We start from the raw sequence: 18,799 nt of genomic DNA, 5'->3' as shown, positions 1-18,799 counted from the left end.
AGAAATTTATAAACGTTATTTTCATTATTTTATTTAGGTGTGAAAAAGTGGGTTCGGAACTAACAACGAGAAATCCCGATCAAGTTCTAGACGTTAGAGGTGAATCATGTCCTATTCCCGAAATGGAGGCCCAGAAGAAACTGAAGAAGATGAAGGGAGGACAAATATTAGAAGTTCTTACAGATCATCAGCCTGCTGTTGACGTTACTCTACCTTCTCTATGTAAATCTCACGGATATCCCTACGAAATCATAAAGGATGGTGAACAATATAAGTTCAGAATATTAAAGGTGGGCTAAGTGCCCGCTCAAGTCCTTGAACCCGTTTTTTCTTACGGTTGGCCAATTGTTTTCGCTGTGTTTGCTGCCTCCGGCTTTATTCTGGGTTGGGCAGCCCAGAGAGGAAACTACTGCTTTGTTAACGCTATGACATCTATTTTTACTACGAAAAGTTTTGAGAGATTTGGAGCACTTCTATTGCTTTTTGGACTATCAGCTCTTGGAACTGGCTTACTTGTAGCTACTGGATTCATTCCAAGCAGTGATCAATTTTACTTTAACTACTTTGGTGGGTGGTATATTTTAGTTGGTTCCACAATATTTGGTTTTGGCGCAGCCCTTGCAGGAGGATGTAATTTATCAATGCTATACAGGGCTGCGTCTGGTTATGTGCAGAATTGGATAGAACTCTTCGGCATGATGATTGGTACTTACATCTTCGCTATAGGTATATGGCCATTCCAACTCTTCACAATGGAAAAGGGAATTCTATCCACTACTGCCGGAGGATACGTAGAGTATTTACCTTACTTAATTTTCCATTCTGTTTCAAATGAAGCTGTACTCCTCACAACATTAATGCTAGCCATCCCACTAATATTCTTAGGCATCTACCTTCAGATTTATACAAAGAGAAAATGGAATAAGGTAGCTAGAGGTGAGAGGGGAATTCCAGGAATATTTGCTGTCCCAAAGCTTGGGAACTCTCTAGGACTTCCTTCTCCTACAGTTCTTCCAGAAAAGGTAAAGCTTAGTAAGGAAATAAAGGATTTAATTCTGCTAAGAAAACCTTATGGGACAAACTTAACAACAGTTATTTTAGCTTTAGACATAATTCTTGTATTCATAGTTGGGGCTGGATATACTTTTAATTACTTAGTCATCACTTCGTCTGATGGAGGTAGATTCTTTGAATATATAATGATGATGTTTGGACAAAACTTGTTCATAACTACTCCCTGGTTCAACGACTCTCTTCCAATAGTTGATACTAGCACATTAATGGTAGTTATGTTGTGTGTAGGGGCTTTCACTTCCTCGTTCCTGAGCGGAGACTTTAAAATAAGAATTCCAAAGGACAGGAGGAGGTTGCTTATAGGTTTTATAGGTGGAATCCTCGTTGGTATAGGCGTTAGAATGGCGTTAGGTTGCAACGTTGGATTGATGTGGACAAACTTTGCTCAACTGGGCTATGACGGAATAATATTCCTGTTCGGCATGTTGTCTGGAGTATATCTTGCAGTAAAGGTTCAGGAGAGGTTGTAGGCTATGTATTTAAGAAAGGTTTTAGCTCCTCTAGTACTTTCGCTTTTTGCAATGGGCTGGTATAGGTTTAGTGAAGTGTACATTGTTGGATCAGATCAGATAGCTCTATGTCATGGGAATTACGCCGTCTACGTTATACCAGCGCAATTAGACGGGTATTTAGTAGCCAATCTTTGGATATGTTATTCCTTAGTGTTTGTAGGATTGAGCATGTTCTGGTATAACCTTGTTAAATACGTAAAGGATAAAGGCTTTTTAACTGAGGGAAAGGGAAGTATTGACTTAGCTTTTCCGTTGGCAATAGCTGCTGAAATTATAGCTCTTTTCACTATAGGTAGTTCAATCATAGGAGGGGATATGACCATAAGACTGGCAGGATATACTTGTTTAATAGCTTGTTTAATGTGGTTCTGGTACTCATTAGTTAATATTATAAAGGTGAGAACTCTTGCCTGATTATGCTTTCTTCATAATATCCGGAGAGAGGGAAAAGCTATACATGGCGTTCATTACAGCAATAGGTTACGTTTCTGCTGGTAGCAAAATTTACATGTTCTTCACAATGGACGGTTTGAATGGCATAACAAAAAAGGGACTAGAAGAAATCAAGCTAGAAAACGTAAAACCATTAAAGTACTACGTTGACAATTTAATAGAACTAGGAGAGAACGACATAGAGCTAGCTGCATGTGAATTTGGAATGAAAGTGAAAGGAATAGGAGAGGAAGATCTTATTCAAGGAGTGAAAGTAAGTGGAGTTTCAGAATTCGCGTATAAGAGCTCGACAGCAAAGAGCATTCTTGTTTTTTAGCTAAACGCAAGTTATAACCACTTCCATTTAATTTTTTATTTTTATAAAAATAACTCTCTTTTTAAGGAGGTACTATCAAAGCTAGGATATAGTGATTAAAATGGCAAAGATACACTAACTGCAGAAAACTGAAAAACTGTTAAAACCTCTTGAGTTGAAAATGTAGTATTTAGATCCTTTTATTCTAAATCCAAATCTAAAGTTAGCCAAACTTTGGGGCCTAATGTGGAAAGTATTATACTTTGTATTGTTCCGCCTTTATTTTGTGGTTAAGGAGTTATAACTATACCATGAACAAAATGAGAAACCTAAGGCATGCTCTCCAAAAACCTTAACCTCTACACATCACTTTTTAGTAGGAGGCTATTTAAACGGTTTTTATATTTACCATAAGTTTACAGATACATTTATTTTAAATATAGTAGAATTAACTCATATGTTAAATCATCGTAGTTTATGATTATTTTTTCAAATTATATTGAAATACTATATTAGTTTTAGAAAATGGTCTTAGACTTCACGCTGTAGTATCTATGAAACAGCAAGTTAAATAGAACTAACGAGCTAAGCTAATAAAAGTTGGTGCATTTTATTAAGATTAGCTTTTTAAGGCATTAGAAAAACCTTTTAAAAAAAGCGATTACGATTGCAATATTGTATACAATACCGTGCTTTATAGTAGTTAGTCTTATATTTAGAAACATTATTTACGTTTTACCTGCTCTTCCTTTAATTTACATATTATATATAAAGAATAAAATTCCTAGAATTAATAATCAGAAAACTTTACAACAATTTCCCAAGAGATTATACAATAAAAATCCTAACAACATAAAATTTGATAAAAAGGGGATATTTATGCTTTCCTTCAATGCTTAAAGACGAAAGCACTATTGTTTCAGATGATGATGCTATATTTAAACGTAATAACGTGTTAGAGATATATACTAAATATGAAGGAATAGATGCGTTCATAAATGATAAGTAAATGAAAATTTTACATATATGTATGGATAAATCTTCTATCCTTCATTAATTCAACGTCCTCAGGAAACGCTAAATTCGAAGATAATCTAAATGCATAACTAGTCTCTGAAAAGTTTTCTTTCACTAATTCCATAGTTATTCTTCTAACCTCCCTTTCATCGGCTATCCCTAACAAATGAAGGTATTCATGAAGTAGAATTACGTACAGGTATTCATATGCGTATTGAGTATTATTAACAATTCTATAGTATGGAATTTCATTCACAAATATAACATTACTTCCGGCCCTTACAAACGCCAATACATTCGGATTAAATTTAGCAAATTGAATTCCATCAACTACTATCTCTTTTCCCATCCTTGCCTTTACGTCGATACGCACTTTTTCTAATACAGTGTCTGGCAGTACGGAAACTGTTGGCATAGTTTTGCTTTTGATTTGATAAATAAAACTCTTTCCAGCTCTAGTTTATAGATCAAATTATGAGGATTTTAACTTAATGAGGATAAGGGGTTAAAACTTCATTAACGCGGATTCCTTATAAAAGTATATAAGGTCCCTTTTACGTACAATAATTATGTGTTCACCATAGCGTTATTTTAGGGCTTACAGTGATGAACAGATATAAGTAAGGATTGGGAGTTTTACTAGGTCCCTTATTTCCTCTCTTAGTTTCTATGAGATGAGAGAGATCTTCAGAGAGCAAATGAAAAAGGAGGGAAAAGAGGTCAGTAGTTATCTAAACAATCCAGGGCTCCTCTAAAATAGTGAGATTGATCGTAAGGTCAGATAGTTTACTAGTATACCCTAAAGGATGATAAAACTTGTCTATAACATATTTTAAACCAGTTCGCTATTTATAATCAATGCGCAGAAAGTACCTAGCGTTCATGCTTTTATTCTTGAGTTTAATACCATTATCCTCTATGGCTGGACTAATCCCAGTTCAGCATGCAGAATATGGAGTATTTCAGGGGACTATTTTCTTGAATAATGATAGCTTTGTTGCGTCAAACTACGAAGGATTTAATCCAGGTCTTGGTACAGATCGCCTAGCATTTAATCCATTAAATAATTATATCTATGTTACAAATTCATTTAATAATAGTGTTTATGTTATAAATGGAACTAAAATAGTTGGAAGGCTTAATATCCCTAGATTCCCAACTGACATCGTTTTCAATCCCATAAACGGTTATATATATGTAGCGGACGCAGGTTCAAATGAGGTCACAGTCATAAAGAACATGACTATCATAGCCAACGTTAAAGTAGGAGATTCTCCTCATGGACTAGCGGTTACGTCTTCAGGTTACGTATATGTAGCTGACTCTATCTCAAGACAAATAACTGTAATTGATAATACATCAGTAATTAGAGAAATTTACCTAAATTTCAGCCCATATGAGATTGTATATGATCCCTCTAATGGAGATCTCTTTGTGACATCTACCAACTTTAATGGCGTTTACATTATACATAATGGAAGTATATCAGAGATCCATGGAAATTCTCAGCCTTACTCGATCTCTTATGACGAAAAAAATGGCGAGGTTTACATAGATGGTCTATTCAAAGGGTTTATCTCAGCTATTTCTTCAAAGGACGTCATTATAGAAAACATCTCATTTCCATATCCGTCTTACGGCTTAGCTTTTTCATCAAACGGATATATTTACGCTACATCTATCAATGGTAGCGTTTTTGTAATCAATAATCTAATATTAAAGAATTTCCATGTTGGGAAATACCCTAAGGGAATTGTACTTGCTAATGACAAGGTATATGTAGCTAATTATGACTCGAGTACAGTTTCGGTAATTAACCTTAACCTTAGTTTCTTTCATTTTCTAATGATTAAGGCTATACCTGACAATATCACCTTCTCGGTAGAATATAATGGAGAGATATTTAGCTCGATAAATGGAGAACTCTCTTTTATCTCAACTCCAGGAAATTACTATCTAATAATTGAGAACACTTCTCTTTACTACACAACAAACACGTCTCTTGAAATATCTCTAGGTAATAGCAATAGAACAGTATATATCTACTATTTAAAATATGCTTTCATTGAGGGACATGTTAACCCATATAATTCCTTGATTTTCCTAAATGGAAAGAAAGTTGCGACCACGGGAACTTTTCTCTTAGAGTTACCTGCAGGCAGATACAACATAAGAATAGAATCTCCTGGATATCAGAATTATAGCATAAACGTGACTCTTTCTAATGGACAAATTTATATCCTTAACACAACATTGAAGATTTTAAATACAACATATCTAAATCCTGAATACCACATTACTCTCGTTGATAAACCAAGTTCACACAAAAATTTTATAGAAATTTGGCTTATAATCTTGGGAACGAGCATAGGGATTATCTTGTTCTTAACTAGAAATAAGATTTAACTTTATAAGAGATTTTTTTAAAAAAAAGTTAAATATATTTTTATGATAATGCTAAAGGTTAAAAACTATAAAAGGGAAAAAGAATTATGAAAGTTGCGGTAGTAGGTTGTAGGGGATTTGGAAGAGTCCATTTGAACGCACTTAAGGAATTAGGGGAAGAAGTTTACGTTTTCAGTAGGGAAAAGGATTACGCTAAGGAATGTGCGGAAGAGTTTAACGCTTCGCAATACTTCACGTCTTTTGAGGAAGTTATAAAATCAGATGCTGACGTTATTGACTTAGTCGTGAGTCATGAATCACACTGCTTTATGGCAATAAGATCTATGAGTGCAGGGAAAAACGTAATGGTGGAGAAACCCATTGCTATTAACATGAATGAAGCTCGTTCTATGATAAACGCCTCAAGTAAATACGGTGTAAAATTCATGGTTCTAGAAAATCACTACTTAGATCCAATGGTTTGGGAAATCAAGAAAAACATGAATAAACTAGGCAGAATATCCCTAATAAACGTAAGGAACTTAAGGTTAAATAGACCTGAAGGATGGAGAAAACACAAGGAGTTAATGGGAGGGGGAGCTTTAATCGACGGAGGAATACATTACATTGATTCTCTTCTGAACCTAGGGGGAGAATACAGCGAAGTGAAGGCAAGCTGTAAAAAGTTTTTCTCAGGATTAGAAGGAGAGGACACTGTTACGGCAGTTTTTCTCTTCAAACAAGGTATGATCGGAAATTTCACCTACAGTTGGTCAACTCCCTCCTGGAATCTTCCTCACTTTGAGGTATATGGAGAGAATGGAAATATAATGGATGAAGGAGATGAAGTGGTGTTGAAAATTTTAGGTGAAGACGAAAGGAGATTTAAGATAGAGAAAGTTAATACTGTAAAGGAAGAGATCAGACTTTTTCTGGACTCAATAAGGAAGGATAAAGAACCTCCAATTCCCTTAGATATTGCAATAAGAGATCTAAAATGCGTTCTAGACATTTACACCTCTTGCGGGGAGAACTAAAGACTGCACGTAAGCTAGACCCCTCATTATCTTTGCCATATCTCCTTCTATGTAAGAGTTCCCAAAATCTCCAAAAAAGAAATTATTAACTCTTAAAATTGTTGCGGTTCTTCTAGGAATGAACGTATTTTCTTCACCTAAGGCGTTTCTCATAGCTATTTTTCCCGCTGATATCGCTACTTCTGCTGACATAGGGATGTCCTCGTTGGAAAAAGTCGCACAATCTCCTGCTCCAAACACGTCTCTGTAATCTATGGATCTCAGGTTTTTATCAACTATCATCCTATGGTTCTTGTTAGTATGCCCAAAGTCCTCTACTATACTAGGCCCCTTTAATCCTCCTGCAAACACTGTCACCTCTGACTTAATCTCACCGTTAGAAGTTACCACTGAATTCTTTTTTACCTCTAACGCTTCAGTTCCTAAAAGCAATTTTACTCCATTTTCCTCTAATAGAGTTCTTGCCCTTTCTGAAGAAGCTGTTGACATTGTAGGTAAAAGTCTATCTCTTCTCTGAACTAATGTGACGTTTTTCCCCCTCAAATTTCCTGCGATCTCAACACCAGTGGCTCCTCCTCCAATAATTACTATATTCTTTGAAGTTTCTATTTTACTTTTCAAATTTACCGCATCCTCAAAAGTCTCTATTTTGTGGGCAAACTCTTTTGCCCCCTTTAATCTCGGAAGATTCTGATGATGCCCCAAAGAGACAATTAGCTTATCAAATTTTATCTCAGTTTCACCTACAATTACCCTTTTCTCCTTGTAGTCAATTTTGGATACTTCTCCCTTGATTACCTTAGGATATTTTGCCTTGACCTCTGTCTCGTTCCTGATCCCACAAACAAAGTCAATTAGCCAAGGAGTCAAGGTAAAATAGCTCTTCCTATCCACCAAAATTGCATTACTATTCTCAGAAAGCGCAGAGAGACCTGCATATCCTCCACCTAAAATTACTATCACTCAAATCCCCTGGAGTTTTTCTCTAAATATGGATATAACATATCCTTCTGCCTGCTTAAAGGTCAATTTAGGAGGCATTGGTCTCTCGTTTGGGTCTATGATTGCATCTAATAAAGCTGGACCTTCAGTCTTCAAGAACTCATCAATTGTTGTTTCAGCATCATTAGGATCAGAAATGGAAAAAGCCTTAAAACCTATAGATTCTGCCAACTTACCTAGATCCGGATTATAAAGGTCTACTCCCCACTCAGGGTAACCCATTACTTCCTGCTCAAACTTTATCATTCCTAACTTTGAATTGTTATATACTATAATTTTAACCGGGAGATTGTACCTCTTTGCTGTTATCATTTCCATCATTGTCATAGTAAATCCTCCATCTCCAACGAAAGAGATAACTTGTCTTGAATTCCCCACTGCAAACGATGCACCGACTGCCCCAGGGACACCTATACCCATTGAGCCTAACCATGATGAAAATACAAACGTTTGCTGTCCAGACGCCCTGAAGTGTCTCGCCGTCCACATTGTTACGTTGCCAGTATCAGTAACTATTACTGCATTCTTTGCGCATTTCTGCGAGATAAGGTACGCAATTTTTTGAGGCTTCATTGGTTTATCATTGCTCTCCTCTTGTTTCCTTAAGGAGTTTAACCAATCCTCCTTTGAACCTTTCATCTTCTCATAAAACTTCTCATCTTTCTCCTCTACGTCAATCTTTAAGAACGAGTCAACTGGTATTGGATAAGATAAATCAACATTAATTCTTTTACCTATGTGAGATGGATCTATGTCGACTTGAATTGTCTTCACGTCCTTTGGGAGGAAGTTCACGTATGGAAATACTGTTCCTAGCATTATGAGAAGATCTGCCTTGTCAATAGCGTCAATAGATGGTTTACTTCCTAGAAGGCCTATTCCTCCCATAACCTTTGGATCGTCATCAGGCAGAATACCCTTACCATTAAGGGCATATATTACAGGAGAGCCGATTTTCTCGGCAAAGTCGTTTATACCCTTAGATGAACCCCTGGAACCCCCTCCTATCATAATAACAGGCCTTTCGCTTTTCTTTATAAGCTCCTTTGCTTTTGTGAAGTCTACCGAATACTCTACCTTAGCTTCAACTGTATCCTTAACCCCCTTATAATTTACGCTTTTCCTTAGAATGTCAACCGGCAGGTTAAGATGTGCAACTCCTCTCTTAGTTTTAGCTTCTCTTATGGCCCTTCTTATTAAATACTCTGCATTATCTGGATTAACTATCATCTGGTTAAACACTGAGACATCATCAAAAAGCTTCAGCAAGTTTACCTCCTGGAAGTAATCATGACCAATCATATCTGACTCTACTTGGCCTGAAAAGGCAATAACTGGAACGTGATCCATTTTTGCGTCGTAAAGGCCATTAAGTAAGTGTATTGATCCAGGTCCCGAAGTGCCCATAACTGCTGCGGGCTTTCCTGTTATTTTCCCCTCGACAGAAGCAGCAAAAGCAGCCCCCTCTTCATGCCCTACATGAACATATTTAATATTGGACTTTCTTATTGAATCTACAAGAGGATCTATAGAGTCCCCTGGGATTCCGTATATTCTTTCTATTCCACTCTCTTCAAGTACTTTTACTATAACGTCTGCAACAGATGTCATAATAATCTAATCGAGAACTCTGATATAAAATTAATCGAGAACTCTGATATATTCGTATATTATGAAAGTCTTAAAATCTTTCTAAGAAGATTAATTCTATGTCATCAAACCTAATAAATTGAAATAACTATCTGGAGATAAGTTAAGAGGATAGTACACAATAGATATGTACAGACAATTCCATGAAGGAATCAGTTGCATAAAGATAAGGTGGGATACCTCTAGGGACAAACGGAAAGTGCAAAATACCCTCTTCATAGACGAATTGATAAAGCTTAAACCGAAAGGCGAGATGGTTTTACTTCTCTATCTAATTTCAACTGATCTTTTAACCTCAATGTTTGTTATCCGTGTACGAATAAATTTAAAGATTCTAGTGAGGATATCAAATTATTATCTAAGAAATGACTTAATACTTTCTATAAGGAGATTTTCATCCCTATAGTCTTGATGTTTTAGTCCATGATATCCCGGAGATTGAAAAAACACTAGAAAGGTTTAAGATTTTTGCTAGCTAATTCAATTCATGAAAATCCAAGACATTGAACCAATTGTTCTAACCTCTAAGGAAAAAGGAGGTGCTACATGGGCCTCTAGTGCTATTTTGGTTAAAGTAACAACTACTAACGGTATAGTTGGATATGGAGAGGCAGTTCCGACTCTGAGGATTGTGTCAGTATATAATGCAATAAAGCAAGTAGCCAAGGGATATATAGGAAAAGAAGCTGAGGAAGTTGAAAAGAACTATCATGAGTGGTATAAACAGGATTTTTACCTTTCTAGGTCTTTTGAATCCGCTACAGCCACAAGCGCTATTGATATAGCGTTATGGGACATTTTAGGGAAGGAATTGGGATCGCCTATCTATAAACTACTTGGAGGTAAGTTTAGGGAACAAGTTAAAGTTTACGCTAATGGATGGTATTCAGACTGTGTTACACCTCAAGATTTTGTGATGAAAGCTAAGGAAGTTACTAAAATGGGGTATAAGGCGTTAAAGTTTGACCCGTTTGGGCAATACTATGACTGGATAGACGAAAAAGGATTAAGGGAGGCTGAGGAAAGGGTAAAAGCAGTTAGAGAAGCTCTTGGGGACGATGTTGAGATTATGATTGAACACCATGGAAGGTTTAACGCAAATTCAGCAATTGACATCGCTAAGAGAATAGCTAAGTATAATCCTCTATTTATGGAAGAACCAGTACATCATGAGGATATTGAAGGATATAAAAAATATAGGACTTCAACCAGCGTTAGAGTTGCGTTAGGGGAAAGACTAGTCAGCCTAAAGGAGGCAATGTTCTACATTGATAACAGGCTTGCGGACGTATTGCAACCAGACCTAACTAATGTAGGGGGTGTTACAATAGCTAGAAAGGTTGCAGCATTGGCTGAGGCAAATGATGTGGAAATAGCTTTCCATAATGCCTTTGGTCCTATACAGAACGCTGTCACACTTCAGCTTTCCTCGGTTATACCAAATCTGCTTATCCTTGAAAGCTTTTATGATTTCTTCCCTCAATGGAAGAGAGATCTAGTTTATGGAGAGACACCTATAGAAGGAGGATATGCAAAAGTTCCAGAAAAAAGCGGAATAGGCATAAATGTAAACGAAAAGTTAATCGAACAACTCAAGGCAGAACCAATCCCACTAGATGTAGTTGAGGAACCTGTTTGGGTAGTAAAGAATACGTGGAGGGGATATTAATGGAGATCGTTGTCCCTATAGTTACTCCGTTTACTAGCGACGGAAAAATTGACGAAACTAAGGTAAGGACACATGTTGAAAATTTGCTAAAAAAAGGAGTAGATATTATATTTGTTAACGGTACTACTGGATTAGGTCCCGCCCTTTCTGCAGAGGAGAAAAGGAAGATGTTTGACGCAACTATTGAGGTCACTGACAAGGTAATATTCCAAGTAGGTTCTCTGAACTTGAGCGAAACAATGGAATTAGTAAGTTACGCTAACAAGAAAGATTTGATCGCAGTAGCATCTTATCCACCTTATTATTTTTCTATACCAAAAGAGTTTATAGTCAAATACTTTAAAGATATATGTTCGAAATCATCTAATGCCGTTTACCTTTACAATTACCCTTCAGCGACTGGAAAGGACGTAGATGCAGATATGGTTAAAGAAATAGGATGTATTTCGGGAGTCAAAGATACTAATCCTGATTTCGCACATACTTTGCGATATAAAGAACTCGGTATAAAGACATACAATGGAAGCGATAGTCTGGCTATGACTTCGATGGCTTCCGGGTTAGACGGGACAGTGTCAGGGGCCGGAAACTATGCACCAGAAATCCTTAATCAGATAAGGGAATCGCTAAGAAATGGAGACGTTGGAAGTGCAATCAAAAATCAATTCGTGTTAATTGACCTAGTAAACCTCACTAAAAGGGTAGGGCAATTCTCTGCAATATATGAACTAGTGGAAGAGTTTCAAGGCTATTCAGTTGGATATCCAAGAGATCCAATTTACCCGCTTTCTAAAGATAGTAGCGAAAAATTAAGAGAAGAAGCAAGAAAAATCTGGAAAAAATAATTTTTTAAAATTTAGGATTTTTCCTTGACTTCGCTCTTTTGACTTTCCTTTTTTGGTTTACCGAGTATAGAATCTGGAAACTGATTGTAAACTAATGCGCCTAAGAACAGCAGAAAGACGGCTATAAACCCAACTGCCGCAACTTGAGATCCCGTTAAAGGCTTTGTAGCAGTATCGTTGGTAACAGCTGCAGCCACGACAAGCATCAATATAAAGCCGACTATCAAGATGGCCTTATACGCTTTATCAAGGGAATCTAGGTTTGTTCTACTCATCATTTTCTCTCACCTCTTCCTGTAAACGTAATGAGCTGTTATCAGCATTGCCGCGAATACTGCTGCAGTGAACTCTAAACCGCTTATTGCCATCTGTAGATCACCACTTAATATATGTCCAGATGCGCACCCATCAGCCATTCTTGCTCCAAACAGCATTAGATAAGCTCCGCCAAATGATCCTAGGAACCTTGTAATCTGGCTGTTTCCGAATCTAATGCTCCAGCTAGGAGGTATAATGTTCCTAAAGGAAGTAAACCTCCTAGTTAAGAACACTGATGCAAACAATGCTCCCATTAAAGTTCCTATATCGCTAAATGGTTCCCAACCTATTCCAGCAAACACGCTTTGACTATACTTAAATGTCGGGAGAAATAACATTCCTGCTAACCATGAATCTGTAGTGCTCTCTCCAAAAATCTGGTGTAAAAACATCTCTAGAACAACTGTTAGTCCAACAATCCCAGCAACCGAAACCATAAACCACCTAGTTACATTACTTTCTGTTGCGTAATACTCATTTAACTTCTTAGCAATGCTATTTTCAGAATAAGGCAATCCACCATCGGTTAGGAACATTGCTGTCTCTTTATGTTTCTCAACTTCGTATGGAGTACTTCTCTTCTCAATATTTTCCCTTAAGCAACTTCTTACTCCACCTTTATATCTTGGTAAATAGTATGCAACTAAGAATAATCCTACAGCGTAAACTAAAGAAATACCAAAAATAACGGCAGGGGTACCATACCACGGTCTAATTATAAACTTGTCTACATGAGTACCTCCAATGACTACGCTCCCGAAGTTTAGCGTATTTACTAACCACTGGCCAACAGGTGTCTGATAAAGAACTGTCCATGTCGCAGCTCCAAGTATAGCGCCAAATACTGCATAGATTGCATCCCTTCTTCCCTCACCTAAGGCCATCCATATAGAACCAGGGAAATAACCGCTTATCGCCAAACCGCTCCCAAAAATAAGACCGCCAATACCGACTCCTATTACGTAAAGAGGCTTTGGACTAAAGTGGAAACCTATACCTAAAGCATATAGTCCGTAGAGAACAGGTGCAGATATTGCTAAACCAAGAGCTATACATATAACAAAAAGTCTATCTTCCCACTTTGCCAACCTTATCAACGTCTCTGGATTAGCTATTCCCCAAATTTCCGCAGCTGCACCGATTATAAAACCTATTAGTATTCCAACCCACATAGGGGCTGTATAAGTTATCATTCCGTTTCACTAACTTTCTTTTTTCTTGTTGTTACTAAAGAAAGTAACATATTATAAAAAACCTAAGTGTATATTAACAATGTTAATTATCATTAGAATTTATTTCAAATAGAAGTATATATATTAGTGCTAAAGGAAGGAATTATTTCTATATAACAAAAAATATTACTAATATAGTAAAAATAAAATGCTTTTAAATAAACATCGGATTGTTCGGTATGAAACTTTAGCGTAACGTCTTTTAAATCTTTCCATATAGATATAAGCATTCCATATTATGCATAAATTATGCATTTTTTCTTCTTTTTACAATAGATTAATTAAGTGAGTATTTTCTCTAGCAAGGGTATTAAGCTTGCTAAACAGATTTTTAGATATGCAAGGAATTCCAAACTTAATAGCAATCTCTAGAAGAAAAAGGATGATAAGAATTATACCAATAGTTTTCTTTCTTTATCTAATAAATTTTTTAGATCGAGTAAATATATCTTATGCGATAGATGCAGGGATGTTTAATTTTCTTGGAGTACCATCTAAGGAAGCGGACTTCATAGCCTCTATAGCTTCATCTCTGTTTTTTGTGGGTTACTTTATACCTCAGATTTTCTCCAATCTTGGAATAAATAGATATGGAGTAAGAAAAATTTTCACTATAGCTTTCACGGCCTGGGGGTTAATAACGATTGCAACAGGTTTCGTAACCTCAGTCCCAGAGGTTTACGTATTAAGGTTTTTGCTGGGAATAGCCGAAGGACCTTTTTACGCTGGAGTAATCTTTTACCTAAGTCTATGGTTCTTAAAATCAGAAAGGGCGACAGCAAATAGCCTATTTAACGCTGCTATACCTATAGCCGGTATTGTGGGTAGTATAATAGCTGGTAGTATATTTTCGTTTTATGGAGATTATCCTGGTTGGAGGATCCTATTCTGGTATGAAGGAGGTCTAGCTTTAGTTGGAGCTGCCCTGGCTTTTTTCCTGTTGACTGATTTCCCCCATCAGGCAAGTTGGCTTTCTAAAGACGAGAAAAAAGCGTTAGAAAGCGCCATAAACGAGGAATCTGCTCAAAAGGTAAAAATTAAGTGGACAAGATCATTAAAGGATAGAGATGTCATAATTTTAGCTCTTGTTTATTTCCTTGGCGTTACTAGTTTATATGGATACTCGATCTGGTTACCCAGTATAATATCATCAATCTCTGGAGTTTCAGCCGCTGAGTCAAGTTTTCTTTCTGCTATACCTTATGTAATTGCATCTATATCATTGTTCTTCATTGCGACTTATTCAGACAAAAGACAAAATCACAAGATCACTACTTTTCTAGTCTTCATTGTTGCTGCATTAGGACTAGCGGCTAGCGCTGCGACAGTTAGCATTGTCGTAATTTCGTTTATATTATTTTGCATTGCTGCAATAGGCATATTTAGCTTTCTATCTCCTTTCTGGGCTATTCCAACAAAGTTTTTAGAGGGGGACTCAGCAGCTGCTTCTATAGGTCTAATAAATGCCGTTGGAAACTTGGGTGGAATTGTAGGGCCAATAGTAGTTGGTTACTTAGAGTTAATCACTAACTCTTTCGTTTCAGGAGTTTACGCAATGGCTCTATTTTCTTTACTTGCGGGTCTAATACTTCTACTCGTTAAGAGGGAAAAAATCAAAACTAAATAATAAAGTATTATTTTTTTAACATAATTTCAATCTTTTTTAGTATTGTGCCCTGATCCGGAAAGTCATACATAACTTTTCTCTCTAGTAATGAACATAGATCTTCTTCTCCCCTTTTTCTACACCAATTAAGGGCCTCATTATACTTTCCTTCCTTAACCAAATAATAGATGAGCTCCAGGGTAGCTTCCTGAGTATGGGTAAGGTTATTGAATAGGACTTTCTCCTCTATCTTCTTTAGTTCAGACTCTAGGTCGTCCTCATTAATTCTACTCTCCGCATTATTAGTTAGACACGCCAACATTACCCCATCAATTGGCTTCAACGAAGGATCAATCAAGGAAGGTAAAGGGAAAGTAGATGAAAGCTTATCGGATACAGAATTAAATGGCTTCCTTCCTGTAGTAACTTCATACAAGACCTCACATACTTGATAGATGTCGGAAGAGGGACCAATCTTTCCTCCAGAAATCTCCTCAGGAGAAGCGTATTCTATTGTGAAACGCGAGTTAGTCATCTCTCTTGATAAATAACTGGCAGAATCCCAATCCGTAAGCTTTCCCCTACCCATATCATCTATCAATACGTTTGATGGTTTTACATCTCCGTGAACTATTCCCTTCGAATGAGCAAATTTAAGAGCAGAGATTACATCCCTGGATATTCTTATTGCGGTAATTAGATCTAGTTTTTTTATCTTATCTAAACTCTTTTCTACGTATTCCATTACCAAGAAGGGAGGATCAATACTATAGTCTATGAGCTTAACTATGTTTGGATGTTCGAGACTTAACCAAATACCAACCTCTTTTATAAAGTCTTTATTTAGTAATTTAGGAATCTTAATAGCATAAAACTTTCCTTCCCTTTCGACCTTGTAAACCTTTGATGAACCCCCTTCACCTAAAAGAGAAACTATTCTATACTCCCCTATATTGTCAGTGGATTTCGTCTTTGGAGATGTATTAGGTTGATTGCTCGATCCATGTTGTGAAACACCTTGATTAAGTGAACTCAAAGCAGACGCGTACTTTGGATTATTTGGGGAAAACCTCAATGCTTCTCGAAACTCTACTTGAGCTTCGTAAAGTCTCCCCATAATTTTTAGAACATTTCCTAACTCATAATGATATTCTGCAATATCTGGCTTTAATGAGATTGCTCTTCTCAAATCTTTTTCCGCATAACCCAATTTCCCAATTCTTTCCGCGCAAAGCGCTAGTATATAATAGGCATCAGCATTAAACGGATCTATTTTAAGCGATCTAAGAAGAACCTTTGATGCGTTATAATAATCTCCATTATTGTATAGCCTTAAGCCTAGCTTAAAAAGATAAGAAGCCATCGGCCTTTTAAAAAGTGAAGATATCTCGTGGTCAAATATATCAGAAAACATTCTTGAACCTCCCCAACTATTCCAAATTATTGAGAAAGTTATCATTACAAAAAGAGAAATCATAAATAAGAAAAAAAAGAAATCGAACAAGGGACGAAATGGTGCACTGAATGCCATACCTATGGCAAATAGGGCAACTAGAACACCTAAGGATCTATAGATCGCTGACAACTTTATATCCCTTTAATAGACAAATTGAAAACCATGGCATAAAAACATTGTGTAAGGTCAAGCGTTTCTTATAACTTCACGATTTATCCTTAAATTCCTTACTTTTTCTCTCAATTTATTCAATCTATGTATTATATCTTCAAGTCTTCTTCCTCCGACTAACTCCTTCATTATGTTCATATATTCCTTGAACTCTTGTTCTCCTTCAATATTTTCTATTCCTATTCTAATATTTTCAATTTCTTTCTTTAACATCTCCCTCCTTTCCTCCAGAGATTCTGGAATTTTAACTCCTTTACTCTGTAATAACTCTATTTTCCTCTCTACTTTGTTTAGTTCCATTAGCAATTCGTCTAATATGTAATAGAAATTAAGCCCTTTATTGAGAACCATGGCTATCACTCCATTCCTCAAATTTTCGTAATACATCTGAGGTTGTAGTTGGCTTTGTCTCTTTCAATGCCCTTTTAATTTCATCGCTCTTTATAACGTCAAACTTTATGATCTTTTCACTAAAGTCGTTAACCCTTCTTATCATGTACATTATTGCCTTTTTACAAACGTAAGATATCTCCCTTCCGGTATAACCTTCGCTATTTTCGGCTAGTTCCTTATAATCTGCCTCCGTCGTAAATCCCCTTCCCTCTATCTCATGCCTAAATATTCCTTCTCGAGCATTCGCGTCTGGAAGTGGTACGTAGATTCTATAGTCAAACCTGTTAATTATTGCTTCGTCCAGATCCCAAGGTCTATTTGTACTCCCTACCACTAATGTAAAGTTCTGTTGACTCTTAAATCCGTCCATTTCAACCAGCATTTTTTGAATTAGCCCTGTTCCCACATTTTGCCTTTGTTCTCTACTTATTGCAATACTATCAATCTCGTCTATAAAGATAATAGATGGACTCATTTTTCTAGCTAAAGAAAAAATAGTCCCTATCATTTTTGGAGCGTCGCCAACATATCTTGATAGGACGTTAGATATGTTCACATTAAAAAAAGTGGAGTTCAAGGAACTAGATAGAGCAGACGCAAGTAATGTCTTTCCGTTCCCTGGGGGTCCATAAAGGAGAACAGATCTTGGTGGATCTAGCTTTACTTCCTTCTCTGGTTTACTTGTTGCCATGAAAATTACTTCCATAAAAAGTTCCTTGATACTTTCCATCCCTACGATGTCCTCGAACTTTACAGAGGATTTGACAATCATTGATCTAGCTATAGAGTCGAAATCTGGCTCTTCCTCTTCTACTATTGTAACTTCCTTATTCCTTCCTAATAATGTCCTTGATTTTGCCCTTAGTCTTCTTGAATTTATTCTATAAATCTCTCTAGTCTCTGGCGAAACCTTTTCCGATGCTCTTTCATACATTTCAGCTGCTTTTCTATAGAAATTTGCTGCGCTCTCCTTATCGCCTTCCTCTTCCGCTATTTTACCTTTATTTATTAGTACGTTAGCCTCATTAAGAAGGAGGAATTCTAAGGACATTACGCCTCTTCCTTAGTGAATTCCTTCGTAACCTCCTCTGGCTTTCTTTCACCCTTTTCTACCTCAGTCATGGCAGAGAGTATTTCTCTCTCATCTTGTGATACGTCTTGATCCTCTAGTCCTTGAGGTCCTTCCGCATTATAGATTTGCCTTAACTTGCCTATTATCTGATCTTCTGACATCCTTTCATCAATTAACCACCTCTCTAGCGTTTCGCTATCAACGTCATTTACTATTTTAGCCCAAACTTTAGAACTAAATGTTTTTTGAGCTTTTTCTTTAATTCTATCTATTTTGTATAAGACTCCTAATCTTAGATTTATCTCTTTTAGATCCTTATCTATATCTGCTATCCTGTCCTTTATGTTCTTTATCTTTGTTGCGTTTAACCTCTTTGTTGCCTCTGACTTACCAATAGATTCGTTAAAAAGCTTCGTTGCGTCTTTCTCCAACTCAGCCCTTGTTGCCTCTAGCTTTTTCTGCTGTAACTCTAAGTATTGAATTTCTTGTCTGACGTCCTTTTGGTTCAGACTCTTTAGCATGCTTTTCCTCCTGAACAGTGAGACCATTTTTGATCAAACTAAAGTAGAATCTGGAAAATAAAAACTTTTCTCCATTTTGGAGATTCTTCCT

18 protein-coding genes are annotated in these 18,799 nt (G+C 36.6%); 9 read left to right on the top strand and 9 right to left on the bottom strand.

Going from position 1 to position 18,799, the window contains the following annotated elements; genetic code table 11:
- Positions 1-47 precede the first annotated feature (47 nt).
- Genes CM19_RS06465 through CM19_RS06450 form a run of 4 tightly spaced genes read left to right on the top strand, consistent with a single transcriptional unit; the run spans position 48 to position 2,355 of the window.
- Entirely contained in the window at positions 48-299 is a 252-nt protein-coding gene (locus CM19_RS06465) for a sulfurtransferase TusA family protein (RefSeq protein ID WP_048099591.1), read from the top strand.
- Positions 300-1,544 (top strand): YeeE/YedE family protein, encoded by a 1,245-nt coding sequence (locus CM19_RS06460; protein WP_048099590.1) that lies wholly within the window; start codon positions 300-302, stop codon positions 1,542-1,544.
- Between the two features lie 3 nt (positions 1,545-1,547).
- The gene (locus CM19_RS13460; RefSeq protein ID WP_081801226.1) at positions 1,548-2,000 is read left to right on the top strand and encodes a hypothetical protein; all 453 of its coding nucleotides are present in this window, start codon (positions 1,548-1,550) and stop codon (positions 1,998-2,000) included.
- Positions 1,993-2,355 carry a DsrE family protein gene (locus CM19_RS06450; RefSeq protein ID WP_048099589.1) on the top strand — a complete coding sequence of 121 codons (363 nt, stop codon included), beginning with the start codon at positions 1,993-1,995 and terminating at the stop codon, positions 2,353-2,355. The genes CM19_RS13460 and CM19_RS06450 overlap by 8 nt, the downstream gene beginning before the upstream one ends.
- 997 nt (positions 2,356-3,352) lie before the next feature.
- Here CM19_RS06450 and CM19_RS06440 read toward each other — a convergent pair.
- On the bottom strand, positions 3,353-3,766 hold the full coding sequence (locus CM19_RS06440; RefSeq protein WP_048099587.1) for a hypothetical protein: 414 nt from the start codon (positions 3,764-3,766) through the stop codon (positions 3,353-3,355).
- A gap of 443 nt (positions 3,767-4,209) precedes the next feature.
- On the opposite strand from CM19_RS06440, the gene CM19_RS06435 reads away from it, so the two are divergent.
- Positions 4,210-5,757 (top strand): PEGA domain-containing protein, encoded by a 1,548-nt coding sequence (locus CM19_RS06435; protein ID WP_081801225.1) that lies wholly within the window; start codon positions 4,210-4,212, stop codon positions 5,755-5,757.
- An 86-nt stretch (positions 5,758-5,843) separates the two neighbouring features.
- A complete protein-coding gene (locus CM19_RS06430) occupies positions 5,844-6,773 on the top strand; it encodes a Gfo/Idh/MocA family protein (RefSeq protein ID WP_048099585.1) in 930 nt (309 codons plus the stop codon).
- Here the strand turns inward: CM19_RS06430 and CM19_RS06425 are convergent.
- Together CM19_RS06425 and CM19_RS06420 are read right to left on the bottom strand one after the other, a co-directional pair.
- Positions 6,741-7,736 (bottom strand): NAD(P)/FAD-dependent oxidoreductase, encoded by a 996-nt coding sequence (locus CM19_RS06425; RefSeq protein WP_048099584.1) that lies wholly within the window; start codon positions 7,734-7,736, stop codon positions 6,741-6,743. The genes CM19_RS06430 and CM19_RS06425 overlap by 33 nt on opposite strands.
- A complete protein-coding gene (locus CM19_RS06420) occupies positions 7,737-9,386 on the bottom strand; it encodes a thiamine pyrophosphate-dependent enzyme (RefSeq protein WP_048099583.1) in 1,650 nt (549 codons plus the stop codon).
- A 526-nt stretch (positions 9,387-9,912) separates the two neighbouring features.
- On the opposite strand from CM19_RS06420, the gene CM19_RS06415 reads away from it, so the two are divergent.
- Complete coding sequence (locus CM19_RS06415) at positions 9,913-11,094, top strand: mandelate racemase/muconate lactonizing enzyme family protein (RefSeq protein ID WP_048099582.1); 1,182 nt, start codon at positions 9,913-9,915, stop codon at positions 11,092-11,094.
- Positions 11,094-11,939 (top strand): bifunctional 2-dehydro-3-deoxy-phosphogluconate/2-dehydro-3-deoxy-6-phosphogalactonate aldolase, encoded by an 846-nt coding sequence (locus tag CM19_RS06410; protein ID WP_048099581.1) that lies wholly within the window; start codon positions 11,094-11,096, stop codon positions 11,937-11,939. Before CM19_RS06415 ends, CM19_RS06410 begins: the two co-directional genes overlap by 1 nt.
- An 11-nt stretch (positions 11,940-11,950) precedes the next feature.
- On the opposite strand, the gene CM19_RS06405 is transcribed toward CM19_RS06410, so the two are convergent.
- Together CM19_RS06405 and CM19_RS06400 are read right to left on the bottom strand one after the other, a co-directional pair.
- Positions 11,951-12,217 carry a hypothetical protein gene (locus CM19_RS06405; RefSeq protein WP_235185633.1) on the bottom strand — a complete coding sequence of 89 codons (267 nt, stop codon included), beginning with the start codon at positions 12,215-12,217 and terminating at the stop codon, positions 11,951-11,953.
- Between the two features lie 6 nt (positions 12,218-12,223).
- The gene (locus CM19_RS06400; protein ID WP_048099580.1) at positions 12,224-13,450 is read right to left on the bottom strand and encodes a YeeE/YedE thiosulfate transporter family protein; all 1,227 of its coding nucleotides are present in this window, start codon (positions 13,448-13,450) and stop codon (positions 12,224-12,226) included.
- 376 nt (positions 13,451-13,826) lie between these two features.
- Between CM19_RS06400 and CM19_RS06395 the strand changes: the two genes are divergently transcribed.
- Positions 13,827-15,116 (top strand): MFS transporter, encoded by a 1,290-nt coding sequence (locus tag CM19_RS06395; RefSeq protein ID WP_048099579.1) that lies wholly within the window; start codon positions 13,827-13,829, stop codon positions 15,114-15,116.
- Positions 15,117-15,123: 7 nt separating this feature from the next.
- Here the strand turns inward: CM19_RS06395 and CM19_RS12545 are convergent, their stop codons facing one another.
- The 4 genes from CM19_RS12545 to CM19_RS06375 are packed head-to-tail and all read right to left on the bottom strand — an operon-like array spanning position 15,124 to position 18,708.
- Positions 15,124-16,680: a serine/threonine-protein kinase gene (locus CM19_RS12545; RefSeq protein WP_052349469.1), complete on the bottom strand. Its 1,557-nt coding sequence runs from the start codon at positions 16,678-16,680 to the stop codon at positions 15,124-15,126.
- 57 nt (positions 16,681-16,737) lie between these two features.
- Positions 16,738-17,073 carry a hypothetical protein gene (locus CM19_RS06385; RefSeq protein ID WP_048099578.1) on the bottom strand — a complete coding sequence of 112 codons (336 nt, stop codon included), beginning with the start codon at positions 17,071-17,073 and terminating at the stop codon, positions 16,738-16,740.
- Positions 17,060-18,166: an AAA family ATPase gene (locus tag CM19_RS06380; RefSeq protein ID WP_052349468.1), complete on the bottom strand. Its 1,107-nt coding sequence runs from the start codon at positions 18,164-18,166 to the stop codon at positions 17,060-17,062. The genes CM19_RS06385 and CM19_RS06380 overlap by 14 nt, the downstream gene beginning before the upstream one ends.
- The gene (locus CM19_RS06375; RefSeq protein WP_048099577.1) at positions 18,166-18,708 is read right to left on the bottom strand and encodes a hypothetical protein; all 543 of its coding nucleotides are present in this window, start codon (positions 18,706-18,708) and stop codon (positions 18,166-18,168) included. Before CM19_RS06375 ends, CM19_RS06380 begins: the two co-directional genes overlap by 1 nt.
- Between the last annotated feature and the right edge of the window lie 91 nt (positions 18,709-18,799).

The organism is Candidatus Acidianus copahuensis (assembly GCF_000632495.1).
GTDB lineage: Archaea > Thermoproteota > Thermoprotei_A > Sulfolobales > Sulfolobaceae > Acidianus > Acidianus copahuensis.
The sequence above is the reverse complement of the archived record's forward strand: the minus strand, read 5'-3'. Positions and strand labels throughout refer to the sequence as shown.